Annotated in this window: 17 protein-coding genes; 9 read left to right on the top strand and 8 right to left on the bottom strand. The window is 70.2% G+C overall.

Annotated elements, in window-relative coordinates; all coding sequences use genetic code 11:
* Positions 1-140: 140 nt before the first annotated feature.
* The 3 genes from F4554_RS28995 to F4554_RS28985 all read left to right on the top strand — a co-directional run bounded on the left by F4554_RS28995 (position 141) and on the right by F4554_RS28985 (position 1,891).
* Entirely contained in the window at positions 141-1,160 is a 1,020-nt protein-coding gene (locus tag F4554_RS28995; protein WP_179790787.1) for a substrate-binding domain-containing protein, read from the top strand.
* Positions 1,161-1,311: 151 nt separating this feature from the next.
* The gene (locus tag F4554_RS28990; RefSeq protein ID WP_179790786.1) at positions 1,312-1,668 is read left to right on the top strand and encodes a YciI family protein; all 357 of its coding nucleotides are present in this window, start codon (positions 1,312-1,314) and stop codon (positions 1,666-1,668) included.
* Between the two features lie 40 nt (positions 1,669-1,708).
* Complete coding sequence (locus F4554_RS28985; RefSeq protein ID WP_179790785.1) at positions 1,709-1,891, top strand: hypothetical protein; 183 nt, start codon at positions 1,709-1,711, stop codon at positions 1,889-1,891.
* 30 nt (positions 1,892-1,921) lie between these two features.
* Here F4554_RS28985 and F4554_RS28980 read toward each other — a convergent pair whose 3' ends face one another.
* Together F4554_RS28980 and F4554_RS28975 are read right to left on the bottom strand one after the other, a co-directional pair.
* Positions 1,922-2,590 (bottom strand): DUF1345 domain-containing protein, encoded by a 669-nt coding sequence (locus F4554_RS28980; protein WP_179790784.1) that lies wholly within the window; start codon positions 2,588-2,590, stop codon positions 1,922-1,924.
* A 126-nt stretch (positions 2,591-2,716) separates the two neighbouring features.
* A complete protein-coding gene (locus F4554_RS28975) occupies positions 2,717-3,199 on the bottom strand; it encodes a MerR family transcriptional regulator (protein WP_179790783.1) in 483 nt (160 codons plus the stop codon).
* Positions 3,200-3,223: 24 nt separating this feature from the next.
* On the opposite strand from F4554_RS28975, the gene F4554_RS28970 reads away from it, so the two are divergent.
* A complete protein-coding gene (locus F4554_RS28970; RefSeq protein ID WP_179790782.1) occupies positions 3,224-4,696 on the top strand; it encodes an MFS transporter in 1,473 nt (490 codons plus the stop codon).
* A 24-nt stretch (positions 4,697-4,720) separates the two neighbouring features.
* Here the strand turns inward: F4554_RS28970 and F4554_RS28965 are convergent, their stop codons facing one another.
* From F4554_RS28965 to F4554_RS28955, 3 genes are all read right to left on the bottom strand, one after another.
* Positions 4,721-5,407: a Type 1 glutamine amidotransferase-like domain-containing protein gene (locus tag F4554_RS28965; protein ID WP_179790781.1), complete on the bottom strand. Its 687-nt coding sequence runs from the start codon at positions 5,405-5,407 to the stop codon at positions 4,721-4,723.
* A 75-nt stretch (positions 5,408-5,482) separates the two neighbouring features.
* Complete coding sequence (locus F4554_RS28960) at positions 5,483-6,640, bottom strand: Gfo/Idh/MocA family protein (RefSeq protein WP_179790780.1); 1,158 nt, start codon at positions 6,638-6,640, stop codon at positions 5,483-5,485.
* Positions 6,637-7,641 carry a S66 peptidase family protein gene (locus tag F4554_RS28955; RefSeq protein WP_179790779.1) on the bottom strand — a complete coding sequence of 335 codons (1,005 nt, stop codon included), beginning with the start codon at positions 7,639-7,641 and terminating at the stop codon, positions 6,637-6,639. Before F4554_RS28955 ends, F4554_RS28960 begins: the two co-directional genes overlap by 4 nt.
* Positions 7,642-7,733: 92 nt before the next feature.
* Here F4554_RS28955 and F4554_RS28950 point away from each other — a divergent pair, with 92 nt between their 5' ends.
* A complete protein-coding gene (locus F4554_RS28950; RefSeq protein WP_179790778.1) occupies positions 7,734-7,973 on the top strand; it encodes a hypothetical protein in 240 nt (79 codons plus the stop codon).
* Positions 7,970-9,028, top strand: coding sequence for a phosphotransferase enzyme family protein (locus F4554_RS28945; protein ID WP_179790777.1), 1,059 nt, complete (start codon positions 7,970-7,972; stop codon positions 9,026-9,028). The genes F4554_RS28950 and F4554_RS28945 overlap by 4 nt, the downstream gene beginning before the upstream one ends.
* A 26-nt stretch (positions 9,029-9,054) precedes the next feature.
* Here F4554_RS28945 and F4554_RS28940 read toward each other — a convergent pair whose 3' ends face one another.
* The 3 genes from F4554_RS28940 to F4554_RS28930 all read right to left on the bottom strand — a co-directional run bounded on the left by F4554_RS28940 (position 9,055) and on the right by F4554_RS28930 (position 10,990).
* Positions 9,055-9,576, bottom strand: coding sequence for an HNH endonuclease signature motif containing protein (locus F4554_RS28940; protein WP_179790776.1), 522 nt, complete (start codon positions 9,574-9,576; stop codon positions 9,055-9,057).
* 128 nt (positions 9,577-9,704) lie between these two features.
* Positions 9,705-10,265, bottom strand: coding sequence for a prolipoprotein diacylglyceryl transferase (locus tag F4554_RS28935; protein WP_179790775.1), 561 nt, complete (start codon positions 10,263-10,265; stop codon positions 9,705-9,707).
* Positions 10,262-10,990 carry a DUF222 domain-containing protein gene (locus tag F4554_RS28930; protein WP_179790774.1) on the bottom strand — a complete coding sequence of 243 codons (729 nt, stop codon included), beginning with the start codon at positions 10,988-10,990 and terminating at the stop codon, positions 10,262-10,264. Before F4554_RS28930 ends, F4554_RS28935 begins: the two co-directional genes overlap by 4 nt.
* A gap of 289 nt (positions 10,991-11,279) precedes the next feature.
* Between F4554_RS28930 and F4554_RS28925 the strand changes: the two genes are divergently transcribed.
* From F4554_RS28925 to F4554_RS28915, 3 genes are all read left to right on the top strand, one after another.
* On the top strand, positions 11,280-13,328 hold the full coding sequence (locus tag F4554_RS28925) for an ABC transporter substrate-binding protein (RefSeq protein ID WP_179790773.1): 2,049 nt from the start codon (positions 11,280-11,282) through the stop codon (positions 13,326-13,328).
* Positions 13,329-13,486: 158 nt separating this feature from the next.
* Positions 13,487-14,227, top strand: coding sequence for an ATP-binding cassette domain-containing protein (locus F4554_RS28920; RefSeq protein WP_179790772.1), 741 nt, complete (start codon positions 13,487-13,489; stop codon positions 14,225-14,227).
* Positions 14,228-14,235: 8 nt separating this feature from the next.
* Entirely contained in the window at positions 14,236-17,346 is a 3,111-nt protein-coding gene (locus tag F4554_RS28915; protein WP_179790771.1) for a hypothetical protein, read from the top strand.

Raw genomic sequence — 17,346 nt, 5'->3', positions numbered from 1 at the left:
GGTGCGACGTACTCCAGCACCGGTTACGACCACATGCGGCCAGCTTGGTTCGGGCTGCCCCGGGACCGCCTGCTGGCTACACTCACTCCACCCCAGCTCCGGGAAACCTACGGAAACGGAAAACCGAGGAGGGGACGACCGTGGCTTCCACTTCACGGCCCGTCCGCATCGTGGATGTTGCGGCCCTCGCCGGCGTCTCGCCCGGCACGGTGTCCAAGGCCCTCAACAACACGGGCGCACTGCGGGCCAGCACCAGGGAGCGGGTGTGCGAGGCGGCCGAACGCCTGGGCTTCGTCCCCGACGGCAGCGCGCGCACGCTCGCGTCCCGGCGTTCCTACAGCGTCGGCCTGCTCAGCTCGGACTCGGCGGGGCGGTTCAGCATCCCGGTGATGCTCGGCGCCGAGAACGCCCTCGCCGCCGGGCAGGTGTCCGCCCTCCTCGCCACCAGCCGCGGCGACCCCGTACGCGAGCAGCACCACGTCCGCGCCCTGCTCGGCCGGCGCGTCGACGGCATCATCGTCACCGGACGCAACACCGAGCCACGCCGCCCGATCGACGTTCCCGTTCCCGTGGTCTACGCGTACGCGCCGTCCCAGGCGGATGGCGACGCGTCGGTGGTGCCCGACGACGCGGCCGGCGCCCGGATGGCGGTGGCGCACCTGCTCGCGCTCGGCCGCACGCGCGTCGCGCTGGTGACCGGACGCGCCGACCGGCACAGCGCGCAGGTGCGGGTCAACGCGGCGCGGGAAGCGCTGCGCGGGGCCGGCCTGGACGTGGCCGGTGAGCCGTTGTTCGGCGAGTGGACCGAACGCTGGGGCCGGCAGGCCACCGACGTGCTGCTGCGTACGTCAGCCAGCCCGGAAGGCCCCGGGTTCGACGCCATCATGTGCGGCAGCGACCAGGTGGCGCGCGGGGTGACCGACCGGCTGCGCGAGCGCGGGTGTGACGTGCCCGGCCAGGTCGCGGTGACCGGCTACGACGACTGGGACGTCATGTCACTGGCCAGCCGCCCGCCGCTGACCACCGTCGACCCACGGCTGGAACACCTCGGCAGGCGAGCGGCCGAACTCCTGCTGGACGCGATCGAGGGGCAGCCGCACCACGGCCTGGAACTCGTCCCGCCGCGGCTCGTCGTCCGAGCGTCGACCACCGACGACTGACGGCGCGATGGCGAGGCTGCGCTCGCGCGGGTCCTGTGGGGCGTCGACGACTCGTGAACTCCGGCCGGGCAAAGTGTCGATCGGCGGACGGTTCGTTCGTCACTCACGTGAACGGGCCGACCGAGCCCCACCCGAAACGGACATCACAGTCATGGCGAAGTATCTGGTTCTCATCTACGGAGACGAGCAGAAGTGGGACGCGTTGACGGCCGAGGAGGTGGAGGACTACATGAAGGCGCACGGCGAGTTCAGTGCCGCCGCCGGGTCCGGCCTGCTCGGCGGGAACGAGCTGGAGTCGACGAGCGCGGCGACGAGTCTGCGGAACGACGCCGGCGGCCGGCTGATGGTCACCGACGGGCCGTTCGTGGAGACCAAGGAGGTGCTCGGCGGCTACTACCTGCTGGAGGCCGCGGACCTCGACGAGGCGATCAAGCTGGCTTCCCGGCTGCCGGAGGTGCAGACGCGGCACGGTGGGGTGGAGATCCGGCCGGTCCGCGTCCGGGACTGACCTCGGGCACCGTCGCGCCGACGTCCCTGCCGGTGGTGCGGTGATCGGGCCGCGCGGCATCCCGCACACCTTCTGCAATCCCGACCCGGACCCGGCGAGATACCTCCTCGTCATGTCCGCGCGCACCAGTGCACTACTCGACGTCCTGCACAGCGGCAAGCGCCTCGACCCAGAGGAGCTACGTGACCTCTACGTCGAATACGGATGCCGGCTACTGGGCTGACCACAGCACCGCAGGCCCCGCACATCGGTGTCAGCGGTTCAGCCCGGCGACGAGGTTGATCAGGAGTGCCAGGATGACCGCGCCGAACAGGTACGACATCAGCGCCTGGCGCAGCACGTGAGCGCGAAACACGGAGGTGCGCAGTTCGGTGTCGGAGACCTGGTAGGTCATCCCGACGGTGAAGGCGATGTAGGCGAAGTCGACGAAGCGCGGCTGGGCTTCGGGGTCGCTGTCGTGGAAGTTCACGCCACCGCGGCCGTCCGAGTAGTACAGGCGGGCGTACCGCAGCGTGAAGATCGTGTGCACCACCACCCACGAGACGATCACGCTGAGGACCCCGAGCCCGACGTGCAGGACGACGTCCAGCGGATTCCGGTCGTTCGCACTGACGATCATCCAGCCGATCGCGACCAGGCTGGCGAGCGCGGCGACGAGCAGCGTCAGGTCGGCGACAGCTCGGGTGGGGTCCTCCCGGCTCGCGTCGGCGGCGGTCGCCGGGCCGTCGAGGCGGCCGATGCGTCGCCAGATGACGAACAGGAACGCCAGCGCTCCCACGTCCCAGCCGATCAGGGGCAGGTACGGCGCGGGCACGGCGACCGCGGCGATCGCTGCGGCCGCCAGTCCACACGCGGTCGCGACCAGCACGGCCCGGCGTGCCGAAGCGCCGGCCGCCTCCGACGCCCGTCTCGACCGCGTCACCTGCACCGCACCTTCTGAGGACCTTCCGGGCACCTTCTGGGCAAAGACCTGTGGCATGCAGTACCTACCGATCAGGCCCCAGGCCAAAACCGCCCCGGCATCCCAGCGCGGCGGGCCAGAAGGTGATCAGCGGCCGGCGCGGTCGCGGGCCTCGCCGTCGGGTGTGGGCGCCCACAGCTGGTCGGCGTCACCGGCGTCGAGCCGGCCGCGGTAGACGTCGATCTTGTGGTCGATCAGCCGGAGGTTCTCCTGGATGTCGGCCAACTGGGCGAGCACCTCGGTGCGGTGCGCCTCCAGCAGGGCGAGGCGCTCCTCCTCGTTGCCCCGTCCGGCGGACACGAGCTCGGCGTACCGGCGAATGGTCTTGATGGGCATGCCGGTGGCGCGCAACCTGGTGCAGACGAGGATCCAGTCCAGGTCGAGCTGGTGGTAGCGCCGCCGTCCGCCGGCGGTGCGGTCGACATCGGTGACGACCAGGCCGGCGCGTTCGTAGTAGCGCAGGGTGTGCGCACTCACGCCCGTGCGGCCGGCGGCCTCGGCGATGCTCAGGCCCGCCTCCGGGACGGCGTGGTCGGGTAGGGCTTCGGACTTCGGCTTGACTTCGAGCACGCTCTAAATCCTAGCTTCGTCGTCATGAGCAGCTCAACGCTTTCGACGATTGCCCCCGCGGCAGCACTCGACCGGCGCCACCGCCCCGTGGTGCTCGCGATCTGCTGCATCAGCATGCTCGTGGTGATCATGGACGTTTCCATTGTCAACGTCGCCTTGCCGGCGATTCGCCACGACTTGCACGCCACGACATCCGGGCTGCAATGGACGGTTGACGCGTACACGCTCGTGCTCGCCGGCTTCCTGGTGCTGGGCGGATCGACCGCCGATCGGGTCGGCCGGCGGCGGGTCTTCCAGATCGGTCTGGCGTTCTTCGGACTCGGCTCCCTGCTGTGCGGCCTGGCGCCGAGCATCGGCTGGCTGGTCGCGGCGCGTGCCCTGCAGGCCGTCGGTGGCACGATGCTCAACCCGGTGGCGATGGCGATCGTCGCCACGGCGTTCCCCGATCCGGTCGAGCGGGCCAGGGCGATCGGTGTGTTCGGTTCGGTGAGTGGCCTGGCGCTGGCACTTGGCCCCATCCTCGGCGGTGCCCTGGTGGACGGCTTCGGCTGGCACTCGATCTTCTGGGTCAACGTACCGATCGTCGTCGCCGCGATCGGATTCACCGCGGTGTTCGTGCCGGAGTCCCGCGCACCCCGGGCGCGCCGGTTCGACCCGGTGGGACAGACGCTGGTCATCCTGCTGCTGGGCAGTGTCGTCTACGCGATCATCGAGTCCAGGCAATTCGGCTGGACGTCACCGGTCATCCTCGGCCTTCTCGCCGTCGCCACGCTCAGCGTGGCGGGCATTCTGGCGTACGAGCCGCGGCGGGCGGATCCGCTGCTGGAGCTGCGCCTGTTCCGCAGCGTGTCGTTCGGCGGCGCGATCATGACGGCGCTGTTGGCGCTGTGCGCCTTCGGTGCGTTCCTGTTCGTGACCCCGCAGTACCTCCAGGACGTGCGGGCCATGTCGCCACTGAGTGCCGGGCTGAGCATGCTGCCGGTCGGGGTGCTGGTGGCGGCGCTGTCCCCGGCCGTGGGGCGCATCGTCGGGACGCGGGGTCCCCGGCTGCCACTGCTGGTCGCCGGATCCGCGTTGGCCCTGGGTGGCTGCGTGTCACTCCTGCTCGGGTCGTCCACTCCGCTGCCGGGCGTACTCGCGTCCTTCCTGCTGTTCGGCGTCTTCCTGGCCTGTGTCAATCCGCCGATCACCAACACCGCGGTCGCCGGCATGCCGCGCGCGATGACCGGGGTGGCGGCGTCGGTGGTCTCCACCGGTCGGCAGGTCGGCGTCACGCTCGGCGTCGCGATCTCCGGAACCGTCGTGGGATCCGCGGTGGGGCAGGGCGGGCCGGCATTCGTCCGTACGGCACACGGCGTGTGGTTCCTGGTACTCGGACTCGGCGTCGGCATCGTCGCGCTGGGGCTGCTCAGCACCGGACGCTGGGCGTCGCGCACCGCAGCCCGCGCCGCGGAGTCGTTCGAGAACGTGAATCAGCGTGGGTTGCGAACCCACTGATGGCGTCGAAGCGCAGATTCTGTGTCAGGGGTTGAACAGCTTCCAGTGCCCTTCGGAGACGACGTCAACGGTGCCGTCGATCACTTTGATGGCCGTCTCGTCGTCTATCGCGTACGTCGGGACCGGGATCCCGGCCGCCCATTTTTCTATGTTGGCCAGAGAAGTGTCCGGCATGTCCTCGCGATCGAGGTGCGGATACAACGTGAAGTCCACCAGCCCCAGCGCCCTCCCGGCTCCCTGCGCCATGTCGCTGCCTGTGGGCACGAACTCCAGGTCGAACTCCGCGTCACAGTTGTAGGGGGTCACCGCGATGCTCCCGGCGCTCACGCCCACGTAGACCGAATCGCTCAACGACGGCAGGAGGTCTGCCAGGCCCGACTGCCGCATCCAGTGACACAGATAGAGCACATCACCGCCCCAGACGAGCAGCGCGTCGGCGTCCCGGACCATGGGAACCCAACTCTCTTCCCGAATGGTCGGCAGCGCGGTGAGTTCCAGCACTCCCAGGGACTTCCAACCCAGCTCGCACAGCGGGCTCTGAGCCGTTCCGGAGATCGCCCGCCATGCCATGCCGGCACCGCCGGGGAACGGGTAGATGGCGGTCGGAACGAAGAGGGCGCGGGACTCGGCAATCGGCTTCCCCAGCAGTTCGACGAGCGCGTCGGAGATGCTCTGGTTGCTGATGCCTGAGGAAGTGAGAAGAAGCTTCATGCAGACCTTTCCTCCGGGGTGTCGCCGAAGCTGCTACGGGAGCCGGGTCCGGTGGCGTTCGGGGTGGGTCAGACCCTAGGCCAGCGGGCTCGCCCGGCCGGGTTCGGTGCCGATGCCGGCGGTGAACCTCGTCGGGTCGGGCACCGCGATCCAGGTCCCGCCCTGGTTGATGGAGGCCTCGGACACGACTCCGGGGAGGGTCATGTTCAGCGCGGCGTAGACGTCGACGGGCATCGAGTCCTGGGGTGGCCGCCCCTCGCGTACGGTCTCGAGGAAGTCGAGGATCGGCCAGGCGTCGGCGCCCCAGTGCCCCGCGCTGGTCGGTGGTTGCGCATAACGGGCGGGCAGGAAGTCGGCCGCGTAGGAGTCCAGCGAGTCCCACGCGCCCTCGGTGCTGCGCCCGCGCACGTAGACCCGGGGCTCCTGTCCAATCGCTCGCGCCGCCTCGTAGGCGCCGGTGGTTCCCTGCAGCGAGTAGTAGTCCATCAGGTGAGGCCGGTTGGAGAGCATGTCGAGGCGGGCGCGCAGCAGGGCGCCGCGGCGGGTACGGGCGAGCAGGACGACGGTGTCGTCGATCTCGTGCTCGGGTGCGGTGTGGTTTCCGGTGCCCACGCAGCTGACCGCGACGATGCGGTCGTCGAACCACTGCAGCAGTGGGCCGAGACTGTGCGTGGGATAGGTGAAACCGTTGCGGCCGGCCTGCCAGTACGACCGCCAACTGCGTTGCCCGCTTGGCGTCTGCTGCAGGTCGCGGACGTCGTGGAGGTACTCGCCCTCGCCGTAGTAGAGCTCGCCGAAGACGCCGGACCGCGCCATCGTACGAACCATCAGGTTGGCACGGATGTAGCAGTAGTTCTCCGCCATGGCGTACGTCGCCGTGCTTGCGCGGACGGCCCCGACGAGTGCCTCGCTCTGCAACAGGCTCACCGCGGCGGGTACCTCCGACAGCACGTGCACGCCGGCGTCGAGTGCGGCGATCGCCTGGGGCGCATGGTGGTGCTGCGGTGAGGAGAGCACCACCGCGTCGACGCGTTCGAGCAACTCCTCGAAGCTCGCGCAGGTGGTCGGCACGTCGTTTTCTCGCGAGAAGCGTTCCACCGCGGAGGAGTCCGGGTCGTAGACCGCTTCCAGTCGTGCAGCCCCGGCCGACTCCGCCACCCGAACCCCGGCGACGAAGCCCGCTCCCCGCGCCGCTCCGGCGATGCCGATCCGAAGTGGTTCTCGGTTCGTCATCGCACACCTGCCTCGATGCTCAGGGTCCCGGCCGCGGTGTCGATCGTGGCCTGGGGCCCGAGCGGGAGAGTGGGGAGGTCGAGTCGTTTCGCGTGGCCGACCGGAACACCGCCGAGCACCGGAACGTCCAGCCTGGCAAGCCGGTCACGCAGTACGTCGATGACCGTCCACCCGTGCACGGTGTCCTGCTCGAAGCCGGGGAACTGGCCGACAGCCACGCCGCGCACCCCGTCCAGTGAGCCGGACCTCAGCAGCTGGGTGAGCTGCCGGTCGACCTGGCCGAGCCCGGTGCCCTTCTGGTCCTCGATGAACAGGATCGCTCCGTCCAGGCTGGGCAGGTCCGCGCCGACCTCGTTGCAGATCGCGGTGAGGTTGCCGCCGAGGAGGAAACCGGTCGCCGTTCCCTCGATCGTGACCTTCGCGGTGGGTACGTCCGGGTCGGCGTGCACCGTGACGCGGTCGGTGGTCATCAGTGCTCGGCGCAGCCCTTCCGCCGCGTCGGGACCCGTGTACTCGTCGTACCAGTTGACGAACGGGCCGTGTATGCCCGCAAGTCGGCAGTGCCGCCACAGGGCGAGATGCAGGTGGGTGACGTCGCTGAACCCGACCAGCGGCTTCGGGTCGCGCCGGGCGGCGTCCCAGTCGAGATCGCCGGCGATGCGGTAGGCGCCCTTGCCGCCCCGCGTCGCGAAGACAGCGCGTACGCCAGGGTCGCGCAGTGCCGCGTTGATGTCGGCCAGCCGATCGTCGTCGGTACCGGCCAGATAGCCCACCTGGTCGAAGACGTGGTCGGCGACCTCGACCCGCAGGCCCCAGCCGGTCAGGATCTCGATACCGCGTTCGACACCCTCCCGGCTCGGTGGACTGGCCGGTGACACGAACCGGACACGGTCACCGGGTCGCAGCTGTGGAGGGAGTACGGCGGAGGAGCGGCGCTCTGCGTCCTTCGCGACGTCGACTGGACCACGAACCGGCGGGGGAGGCGTACTGCGCAGCGACATGCCGACCAGTGTGGCAAGGGGAACGGCACTTGGCCCCCACTGAGGTCAAAACCGGTTGCTCCCGACGCGCCGGAGCGGACATCCTCACCCAGGTGACGGGTCCACGGTTGGTGATGATCGAAGGTGTCGCTCCCGGGATAGGGAATCCGGAGTTCGCAGAGGTCACCCAGGGATTCCGGGACAAGGACGACCTGGTGCCGCTCGTGCTGTTCCTTGACGGCGACGTCCGGGAGGCGACCGGTTGGGTCGTGATCGACCTGGACGCCACCGCTCCCGCTGAGGACGTACTCGGTCAGGCGCTGGCCGCACTCGGGCTGCCGAGGTCGGCATGACGGTGCAGCGAAGGTTGGAGCCGACACCGGCCGCGATCCGGTACGTGTGTGAGAGGTTCGCGCTCGACAGCGGCCGTACCGGTGCGCCCGTGCAGCCTGAACGTTCGGAGCGAGGTGAACCTTCGGGCGACGGCCGGTTGACCCCGGTCGCCCGCGGTGCGATGGGCCGGATCTGGCGGCTGTCGCTTCCGGGTCGTGACTACGCGGTCAAGGAACTGTTCTGGGGGTTCGACGAGGCCGCGGTGGTCCGGGAGGCCTCTCTCCGCGACGCCGCGGCGGCCGCCGGGGTCGCCTCGCCCGCCAACCTGCGTACGGTCGACGGCCGGTACGTGTGCACTCTGCCCGCCGAACTCGGCGGCGCGGACGTGCGGGTGTTCAGCTGGGTGGAAGGGCGCCCGGTCGAGGCCGGTGAGCCAGGCGTCATCCGGTGGGTCGGGCACACGCTCGGCGTTCTGCACGGGCTGCGGCACTCCTATGCCGATGTCGATCCCGACCCGTGGCACGACCAGGTGCCGACGCCGGAACAGTGGGACGCCCTGCTGGTGAAGGGGAAAGCCGACCAGCGGCCGTGGGCACCCCTGCTGGAGCAGCGGATCCCGCTCCTGAACACCCTGTGCGCACAGGTGAAACCGGCCGACCGGTCGGCGCTGATCTACAGTCACCTGGACTTCCAGCCTCAGAACGTCTTCATCGACGGGTCCGGACGCCACGTGCTGCTGGACTGGGAGGATGCCGGGCCGAGCATGCCGGACCGGGTGCTCGCCGGCGTACTGACGACCTGGTGTACCGACGACGGTGTTGTGTACGCCGACCGGGTGCGGGAGTTCCTGCGCGCCTACCGCCAGGCCGGTGGTCACGGGCGCGTGACCGGCATGGAGGCGTTCAGCGCGAACCTCGCCGGCTACCTGAACTACGTGTCCGCACAGGCGTCATTCAGCCTCGACCACGAGCAGGCGGCCGACATGCGCGAGTACGCCGACCGCGAGGCCGAGGGCGCCCTCGTCAACCCGTCGCCCACCGAACTGTTCGGTGAGGTCCTCCGCCTTGTCGGGTAACCCACCTCTGGACCAGGGACGGGCTCTCAGAACGGCGGCAGGTCGTCGTCGGCCGCCCTCGTGCCGGCGGTGGCGGGTGCCGGTTCGGGTGGTGCTGGGTCGGTGAGGGATGGTGCTCCGCTTCGGTGGTGCCGGCCGTAGGGGTCGGTGAGGGTGTGTTCGCCGGGGCCGGTCTGTTGGAGTTTCCAGTCGCGGTCGGTTTTGGCTTTGTGGTGCCGGGGGCACAGTGGGGCGATGTTGTCCACGGCGGTTTCCCCGCCGTCGTGGTGTTCGGTGTTGTGGTCGAGGTGGCAGGTTGCTGCGGGTCTGCGGCAGGTGGTCCACACGCAGCGCTGGTCGCGGGCATGGACGAGTTCTGCCTGCAGCCCGCGCAGGAACCTGGCCGGGATGGGATGCAGGTGGAGTAGCCGTCCGGTGACCGGGTGGGTGACACCCACGGTGAATCGGGCTTCGGGGTTGGTGAGGTTGTTCGCGACCAGGCGTTCGGCGACCTCGGTGATGACGGGTCCGAACCCGCCGAGTTCACCGGGCTGGGTGGACAGTCCCATCAGGGTGGTCAGCGGAACGTTCAGCTGGATCTTCGCGCGCGTTCGTATCCCACCCCAGCTCGGCTGCGAGGAAGACCAGGGCGGCGAAGCTTGCGGTGGTGTTGTTGTCCCGCCCGCTGACGGGTCAGTCACCTCATCGGGCCGTCGGTTCTGCTGCGGGATCTGCCCTGCAGCTGGAAGTCCGGCGGCTGCGTTCTCCGTAGTTGCGTTGCGCTCGGCGGCGGCGTCGTGCGCGGCAGAGCAGTGGCAGGGGCGTAGTGGGGCGTGGTGTTTCCGGTCCCGGCGGGAGCGCAGTCACCGCAGTCACAGTCGGCGCTGTGCCGGTCGTGGTCGGGGAAGCGGTGAACGGCACAGTGCCCCTGCACACCCGACGCCTTCTGGGGCTCACCCTGTGCCTGCTCGTCCGGCACCTGCTCGGACTGGGTGTCGGTCCGCTCGGTCTCACCCTGTCCATGCGGCGCGCTGCCTTCCGCGTCGCACTGCCCGGTCTCGCCCTGCTCGGCCTGCTCCTTTGCCGCCTGGTCCTGCTCGGTCTGGTCCTGTTCGGTCTCGCCGGGTGTCTGGTCGGCCTGACTGCCGGTGGTCGTGGGGGCGGAGCAGTCGGTGATGTCGGCGGTGCCGGTCAGTAGGGCGGCAGCCACATCGGCGCGGAGTTGGCTGAGGGTGCGGGAGTCGCCAGTGGACTTCACGGCACGGGCGATGGCGTCGATGTAGCCGTACGCCTCGGCGGCCTGGCGGCGGATAATCCGCGGATGGCGAGGTCGGCGACTCCGTCGACGGCGGGCCACATCGCTACGTTCCGCCCGGTCCGCGCGGCCCGATGCCGCTTCAATGCGGCTTCGGGGTCGGCTTTGAGGACCTCTGCCTCGACCTTCGCGCGCAGCAACCCGCCGCGCAACTCCAGGACCTTGGGGAAGATGGCGTCCTCGATGGCGCCCCACAGGTCGGGTTTGGCGTCGGTGACCCGGTCCACGATGGTGCGGACCTCGTTGAGCTCCAACTTCCCGGTCGCCAGAGCTTCACGTACCCGGGGCAGGCGGGGCAGGGTGGCGGCCAAAGACACGTACTGGTGCGCGCGGTAGCCGGTCCACCCCAGCAGCGGCTCGAGCACTTCCGGGGTCATCGGGTCCGGTGCGACGGTCCGTCCGGCCGGCTCATCACGCATGCCGGGCTCGGCGTAGGTCAGCTCGTTCACCGCCGCCAGACACTGAGCATCCAGCCAGCAGATCAACCGCCGCTGGCCTTTGATCAGCTCTTCCAGCTCCCACCCGTTGCACTCACGGACGTCGACCGAAGCGACCGCCGCCGCCAACTCGGGCCCGCCCGGCAGATCAGCGAACCCGGCAGGCAGCACCCGACGACCACCGGACCCATCGCCCAGGTGGCCGTCGAAGTGCTCCCCGCCGTCGCTCATGCGTTCGATTCTACCGAACAAGATCCACTACTGCTCGCGGGAAACCCCTTACCCACAAGAAGAATCGACGTCAATCTCAACCTGCACCCATGACTGGTCCCGCCGTCGTGCGTACACGAATCTGCCGGAGAACAGCGGACTCCCCGCGGCCTGACATACGTCGCTGTCGAAACAGATCGATTGCCGAGGTCGGCCGCAAACATCGGCCACTCTTTACACGCAGATTCCGTACGGACACGATGGGCGCACGCCAGCGGGGGTCCCGACTCCGACGAGGAGCATGTGCGTGATGAAGACAGCCGGAACACCGAACCATCGGCCGGGCCGTACGGCGGAACGGGCACTGGATCGAGCGCCGGAGCGAACGCCGAGCCGACGCGAACTGTTCCGGTTCGGTCTCACGTCGGTCGCGGCCTTCTCCGTCGCCGGGTGCTCCGCCCTGTCGCTCAACCCGTCGGACAAGGGCGGCGGCAAGGGCGGAGGTGAGGGCGCAGGGAAGGCCGGGACCGGACTCAAGGAGGCGCCGGACCTCGGCGACCAGGTGAAGGCCGGCAAGCTTCCGGCGCGTGCCAAGCGGATGCCGGCCAAGCCGATGGTCATCCGCCCCACCGAGCCGGGCGGTGTGTACGGCGGCACCTGGAACACCATCCTGACGTCGGTGGACGCCGACCCGCACCTGGTCGGTTCGCTGTCGTACGAGCCGCTGGTGCGGTGGGACGTCGACCAGACAAAGATCTCGCCGAACGTCGCCGAGTCCTGGGAGATCGGCCAGGACGGTCGCGTCTACACGTTCAAGCTGAGAGCCGGCATGAAGTGGTCGGACGGAAAGCCCTACACGGCCGACGACCTGGTGTTCGGGTACGAGGACGTGCTGAGCAACAAGGACCTCTACCCCGTGATGCCCTCGCAGTTCGCGCCGGACGGCCAACCCGCGAAGCTGGAGAAGGTCGACGCCACGACGGTGCGGTTCACCTTTCCCAAGCCGCAGGGGCTGTTCCTGGATCAGGTCGCGTCTTCCGGTGGTGCCGTACTCCACTGCCTGCCGAAGCACTACCTGAAGCAGTTCCACAAGAAGTACAACCCGGACGCGGACAAGCTGGCGAAGCAGGAAGGCCAGCCGGACTGGACGAAACTCTTCCTGAACAAGGGCGGCAACGGTCCGACGGAGTTCGGTTCCTGGCAGAACACCGACCTGCCGGTCATCTACCCGTGGAAGCTGTCCTCGCAGTCCGGCAACCGCCTGGTGGTCAGCCGTAATCCCTACTACTGGAAGACCGACAGCGACGGCCGGCAGCTTCCGTACCTCGACCGGGTCGTGTTCGACATCATCACCGACCCACAGGTCAGCACCCTCAAGCTGAGCCAGGGCGACTACAGCCTGGTCACGCCCGGACTGGTCACCCTGCAGAGCAAGCCGGTCTTCGCGCGTGGGCGGGAGAAGGGCCGCTTCCACTTCATCGCGATCGGTTCGTCGCGGATGAACGACGCGACGTTCCTGCTCAACCAGACGCACAAGGACCCGGAGATGCGGAAAGTCATGCAGAACAAGGACTTTCGCATCGGTCTCTCGTACGCCCTGAATCGTCAGGAGATCATCAAGGTCGTACTCCTCAACCAGGGTGAGCCGTGGCAGACCTCGCCCCGCAAGGAGTCCGGGCTCTATCTTCAGCAACTCGCCAAGCAGTACACCCAGCACGACCCGGCGAAGGCGAACGCGCATCTGGACAAGGCCGGCTACCGCCGGCGCGACAGCGACGGGTTCCGGTTGCGCCCGGACGGGAAGCGGCTGGGATTCACCGTCGAGGTACGTACGAACTTCAACCCGCTGTGGGCCGACGTCGCCCAACTGGCGTCCGGTTACTGGAAGAAGGTCGGCGTCGACGTGCAGGTGAAGGTGGAGGACGCCACCCTGCTGTTCAACCGGGTCGATGCCAACAACCACGACGCGGTGATGGACGACGGCGACGGCGGCGACCTGCCGATGCTCGGCCCGGGGTGGTACTTCCCCGTGGACGCCGGTGCGGCGTACGCGGTGGAGTGGGGCCGGTGGTACGAGTCGAAGGGCGCGCAGGGGGAGAAGCCGCCGACCGGTCCACTGCGGCAGATGCGGTTGTTCGACCAGATCAAGGTCACGCCGGACAAGCAGAAGCGCGACGAGCTCTTCATGCAGATCCTGCGCATCTCCCAGGAGGAGTTCTACGTCATCGGGACCGTGCTGCCCGAGGCGAGGTACAACGTCGTCCAGAACGACCTGCACGGTGTCGGCGGGGAGATGATCGACGACTGCTGCGAGCCCGGCCCGTCCGCTCCCGAGCAGTACTTCTGGAAGAAGACGTAGGGCGCGCACTTTCGGTCCTGCCCTTTCCGGCCACGCGTTGTCCTGGATGGGGCATCGCCGGGCATCGCGCGGGCGGCGGGATCCGGGTAGCGTGCAGCACAGTTTCCCGGGGTGTGGTCGACCCATGCCCTCATGGCCCGAGGTGATGCGAGGCAGCCTTGCGAACCGTCTCCGTGAACCGGCTGACCGCCGCGTACGACGTCGGCCGACCGGTCCTGCAGGACGTGACGGTGACCGTGGAGCCGGGCCACATGCTGGCGGTCAGCGGACGCTCGGGGGCAGGCAAGTCCACGTTGCTGTCCACCATCGCCGGTCTGCTGCGCCCGGCCGAGGGAACGATCAGTCTGGACGGCGAGCCGCTGGGTGACCGCGACCACGCCGTCTCCCAGGGCGTGGTGCTGGTGCCGCAGGACAACGGCCTGGCGACGTTCCTGACCGCCGGTGAGAACGTCGAGGTGGCGCTCCTGGCCAACGGCCGCGGGGCGGCGGAGGCGCGCCGGCTCACCGTCGAGTGCCTCACGGCGCTGGGCCTGGCCGGTCAGCGCGACCAGTTGGTGGAGGAGCTGTCCGGTGGGCAGCAGCAGCGCACCGCGATCGCCCGCGGCCTCGCCCTGCGTGGTGACGTACTCCTCGCCGACGAGGTGACCAGCGAGCTCGACGCGGTGTCGCGGCAGACGGTGATGGACCTGCTGCGTAAGGAAGCCGACCGGGGAGCGGTCGTGGTGTTCGCGACCCACGACCCGGACGCGGCCGCCGTGTGTGACGCCGAGCTGCACCTCGTCGACGGGCGCGCCGAGATCGTCCGGTCAGAACCCGCGGCGGACGCCCAGGGCGCGCAGGCAGCACAGGCGGCACAGGCTGTGACCCAGCCGACCGCATCCCCGACGGCCAGGGCGTAGGCCACGGCATGTGGGCGGTGCTTCGGGGCGCACTGGGTGCCCGGCGCGGGCCGGCGATCGTGGTCATGTTGGTGGCGCTGCTCGCCGGCGCGGCGGTCACGGCCGCACCCTTCTACGCCGTGAAGGCCCAGCAGCAGGTCGGGGTGGCCGCGGTCGGGAGCGCCCCGGTCGAGCAGCGGCTGGTCCAGGTGAGCTGGCTGTCGGCCTGGCGCGGCACCAGCGACACCGCGTCCGAATCCGCCATGAAGGACGCCCGGAAGGCGTTCCGGCCGCCGGGGTTCGCCACCATCAACGGCGCGTTCGCACCGGGCGGCGTGCGCCTCGCGGGGTCCAAGAGCTCGGCGGCCGTGGTCAAGGTCGCCTACCGTGACGACGTCTTCCGCCATCTCACGGTCACCGGGAACCGTCCCACCGCGGCCGGTCAGGTCGTACTCCCGGCGGCCTTCGCCAGCCAGCTGTCCCTGAAGGTCGGTGACGACCTCTCGCTCACCGGCGGGAAGAAGCCGAGCCGGGCCCGGCTGGTCGGCGTCTACCGCGTGACCGACCCCAGCGAGCCGTACTGGGCGGACGGTTACCTCGTCGGCCTCGGTTCGGACGACCGCAGCAAGCAGGCGACGGCGTTCACCGTCCCGGCGACGATGCGCGGCTGGGAGCAGACCACCTTCACCTACGACCTGCTGGCTTCGCCCGCGGCATTCGCCACGATGAACACCGACGGGCTCGCGTCACAGATCAACGCCGACCTGTCCACCCTCGGACAGCAGGGGTTCTCCACCAGCATCACCGGTCTGGACGGCCTGCTCGACCGGATCTCCCAGGACCGGCGCAACGTCCTCGCCGGCGTCGGGGTCGGCGTGGTGGTGCTGCTGCTGCTCACGTGGTTCGCCCTGGCCGTGGTGGTCCGGGAGGCCGCGGTGCAGATCCGCGGTGACGTCGGCTGGTGGCGCCTGCACGGTGCGCCGTCGGGACGCGGGTGGGTGCTCGTACTCGGCCAGAGCGTGGTGCCGCTGGTGGGTGGAGCGGTGGTCGGTGCGGCCGCGGGCTTCGCCGTCGGCCGCGCCATGGCCGGAAACCTCGACGCCGCGGGCCAGCGCACCGCCCTGCTGCTGTCCCTGTTGCTGCTCGGGCTGACCCTGGTGGGCGGGCTGGTCGCCGTGGTGGCCGCACAGGTCGGCACCTTGCTGACCCCGGCGCGCGACCTGCTGCGCCGGATCCCCGTCCGCCGTCCCGGCTGGCGGCGTTCGCTGGTGGACGTCGTACTCGTCGGCCTGTCGGTGTACGGCGTCGTTCAGGCCGTCGTGGTAGGCGGCAGCGTGGAGGGACTTCCACTGCTCGCGCCCGCCCTGGTCGCGCTCGCCGTCGCGCTGGTGGCCGCCTGGGGAGTCCCGCCGCTGGCCAACTCGCTCACCCTCCGCGCCCGCCAGGCCGGCCGCCCGGCGATGGCGCTGATCGCGGCGCTGACCGCGCGGCGGCCGGAGACCCACCGGCTTTTCGCGCTGGTCGTGGTGGCGATCGCCCTGGTCACCACCGCGTTCGTCGGCTGGGACACCACGTCGCGCACCCAGGTGCAGCGGGCCGCGTTGGAGCTCGGCGCCGACCGCGTCCTCACCGTGGACGCCGACGACCCGGCACAGCTGATGGCCGCGGTGCGCGCCGCCGACCCGAGCGGGAAGTACGCCATGGCCGTCGTCGACCAGCCGGGGGAGAGCACTGGCGACCCGTCGGTGCTTGCGATGGACACCACCCGGCTGTCGGTGGTCACCGGATGGCGCAAGGAGTACGGCGGCGCCCCGGCGATCGTCGCCGCCGCACTGCGGCCGTCCGCGCCGCACCCGGTCACCCTGCGCACCGGCCGGCTCGTCGTCGACGCGTCCGGCCAGGACCCCGGCGGTGAGCCGCTGCACCTGCGGGTCCGGTTGCGAACCGCCAAGGACGGCAAGCCGGTCGACGCCATCGTCGGCCCACTGACCGGCACGCGGAAGGCGTACTCCGCAGACGTACGCACCTGCGCGGCCGGCTGCCGGCTGGTCGGCGTCCAGGTGCTCGGCGACCGGCGGGCCGACGGTGCCACCGGGTCCGTCGCCGACCCGACCGGCGTGGGGTACGAACCGGCGACCGCTGGCGCACGGGTCGACCTGTATCCGGCCGGCGGTGGGAGTACGGCCGGGGCTGCCGGCACGGGTGTCCGTGCCACCGACGCGGCAGTCACCGAGCGGTCGTCGCTGCCGGCGGCGCTGCTCGCGGCACCCGAACGCTGGCGGCCCGCCGTGGGCCCCCGCGACCTCGGCCCCACGATCGCCGCCGGGAAGGACAGCCTGCGGCTCACCGTCTCCCAGCCGCCGGAGAACGTCCCGCTCGACCGCAACGACTGGGCGTTCGTCGCGGACACCCCGGTGCTGCTGCCCGCGCTCGTCGCCGGCTGGCGGCCCGACCCGGCCGAGGAGACGCGGCTGATCCCGCTGCCCGGCGCGGCGGTCCCCGCCCAGATCGTCCGCACCGGTTCCCTCGTACCCCGCCACGACAAGGTCGGCACGATCGTCGACCTCACCTACGCCGAACGGCTGGTGCCGTTCCCGCTCGCGGGTTCGGGGTTCCCGCAGGTGTGGCTGTCCGCCGACGCGCCCGCGTCCGTCGTGGCGAGCCTGCACGACCACGGGCTGACGACCCTGCGGGAGGAGTCGATGTCCACCCGACTGACCCAGCTGCGCGCGGAGGGGAGTGCGGTCGGTGTACGTTTCCAGGTCGCGGTCGCGCTGGTCGGCCTGCTGCTCGCGGCCGGCGCCGTCCTGATCGACGCCGCCCGCGAACGCCCCGGCCGGGCGGCCGAGCTCGCCGCTCTGCGCGCCCAGGGTGTCGACGCGCGCGCCATCCGCGCGGTCGGCTACGGCTCGCTCGGGACTCTCGTCGGTACAGCAGCGGTGATCGGGCTCGCCGCCGGAGTCGCCGGCGCCGCGGTCGACCGGATCCTGTACCCCGGCTTCGTCGACGGCTGGAACGTCCTGCCCACCGTGGACACCCGCGGCTACCCCGTCCTGGCCGCCGCACTGGCCGCCGTCGTCGTCCTGGGCACGGTAGTCGTCGCGTCCGGTTCCGCTCTCGTACGCCGGGCGCGGCCATGA

The organism is Actinopolymorpha rutila (assembly GCF_013407855.1).
Lineage (GTDB): Bacteria > Actinomycetota > Actinomycetes > Propionibacteriales > Actinopolymorphaceae > Actinopolymorpha > Actinopolymorpha rutila.
The sequence above is the reverse complement of the archived record's forward strand: the minus strand, read 5'-3'. Positions and strand labels throughout refer to the sequence as shown.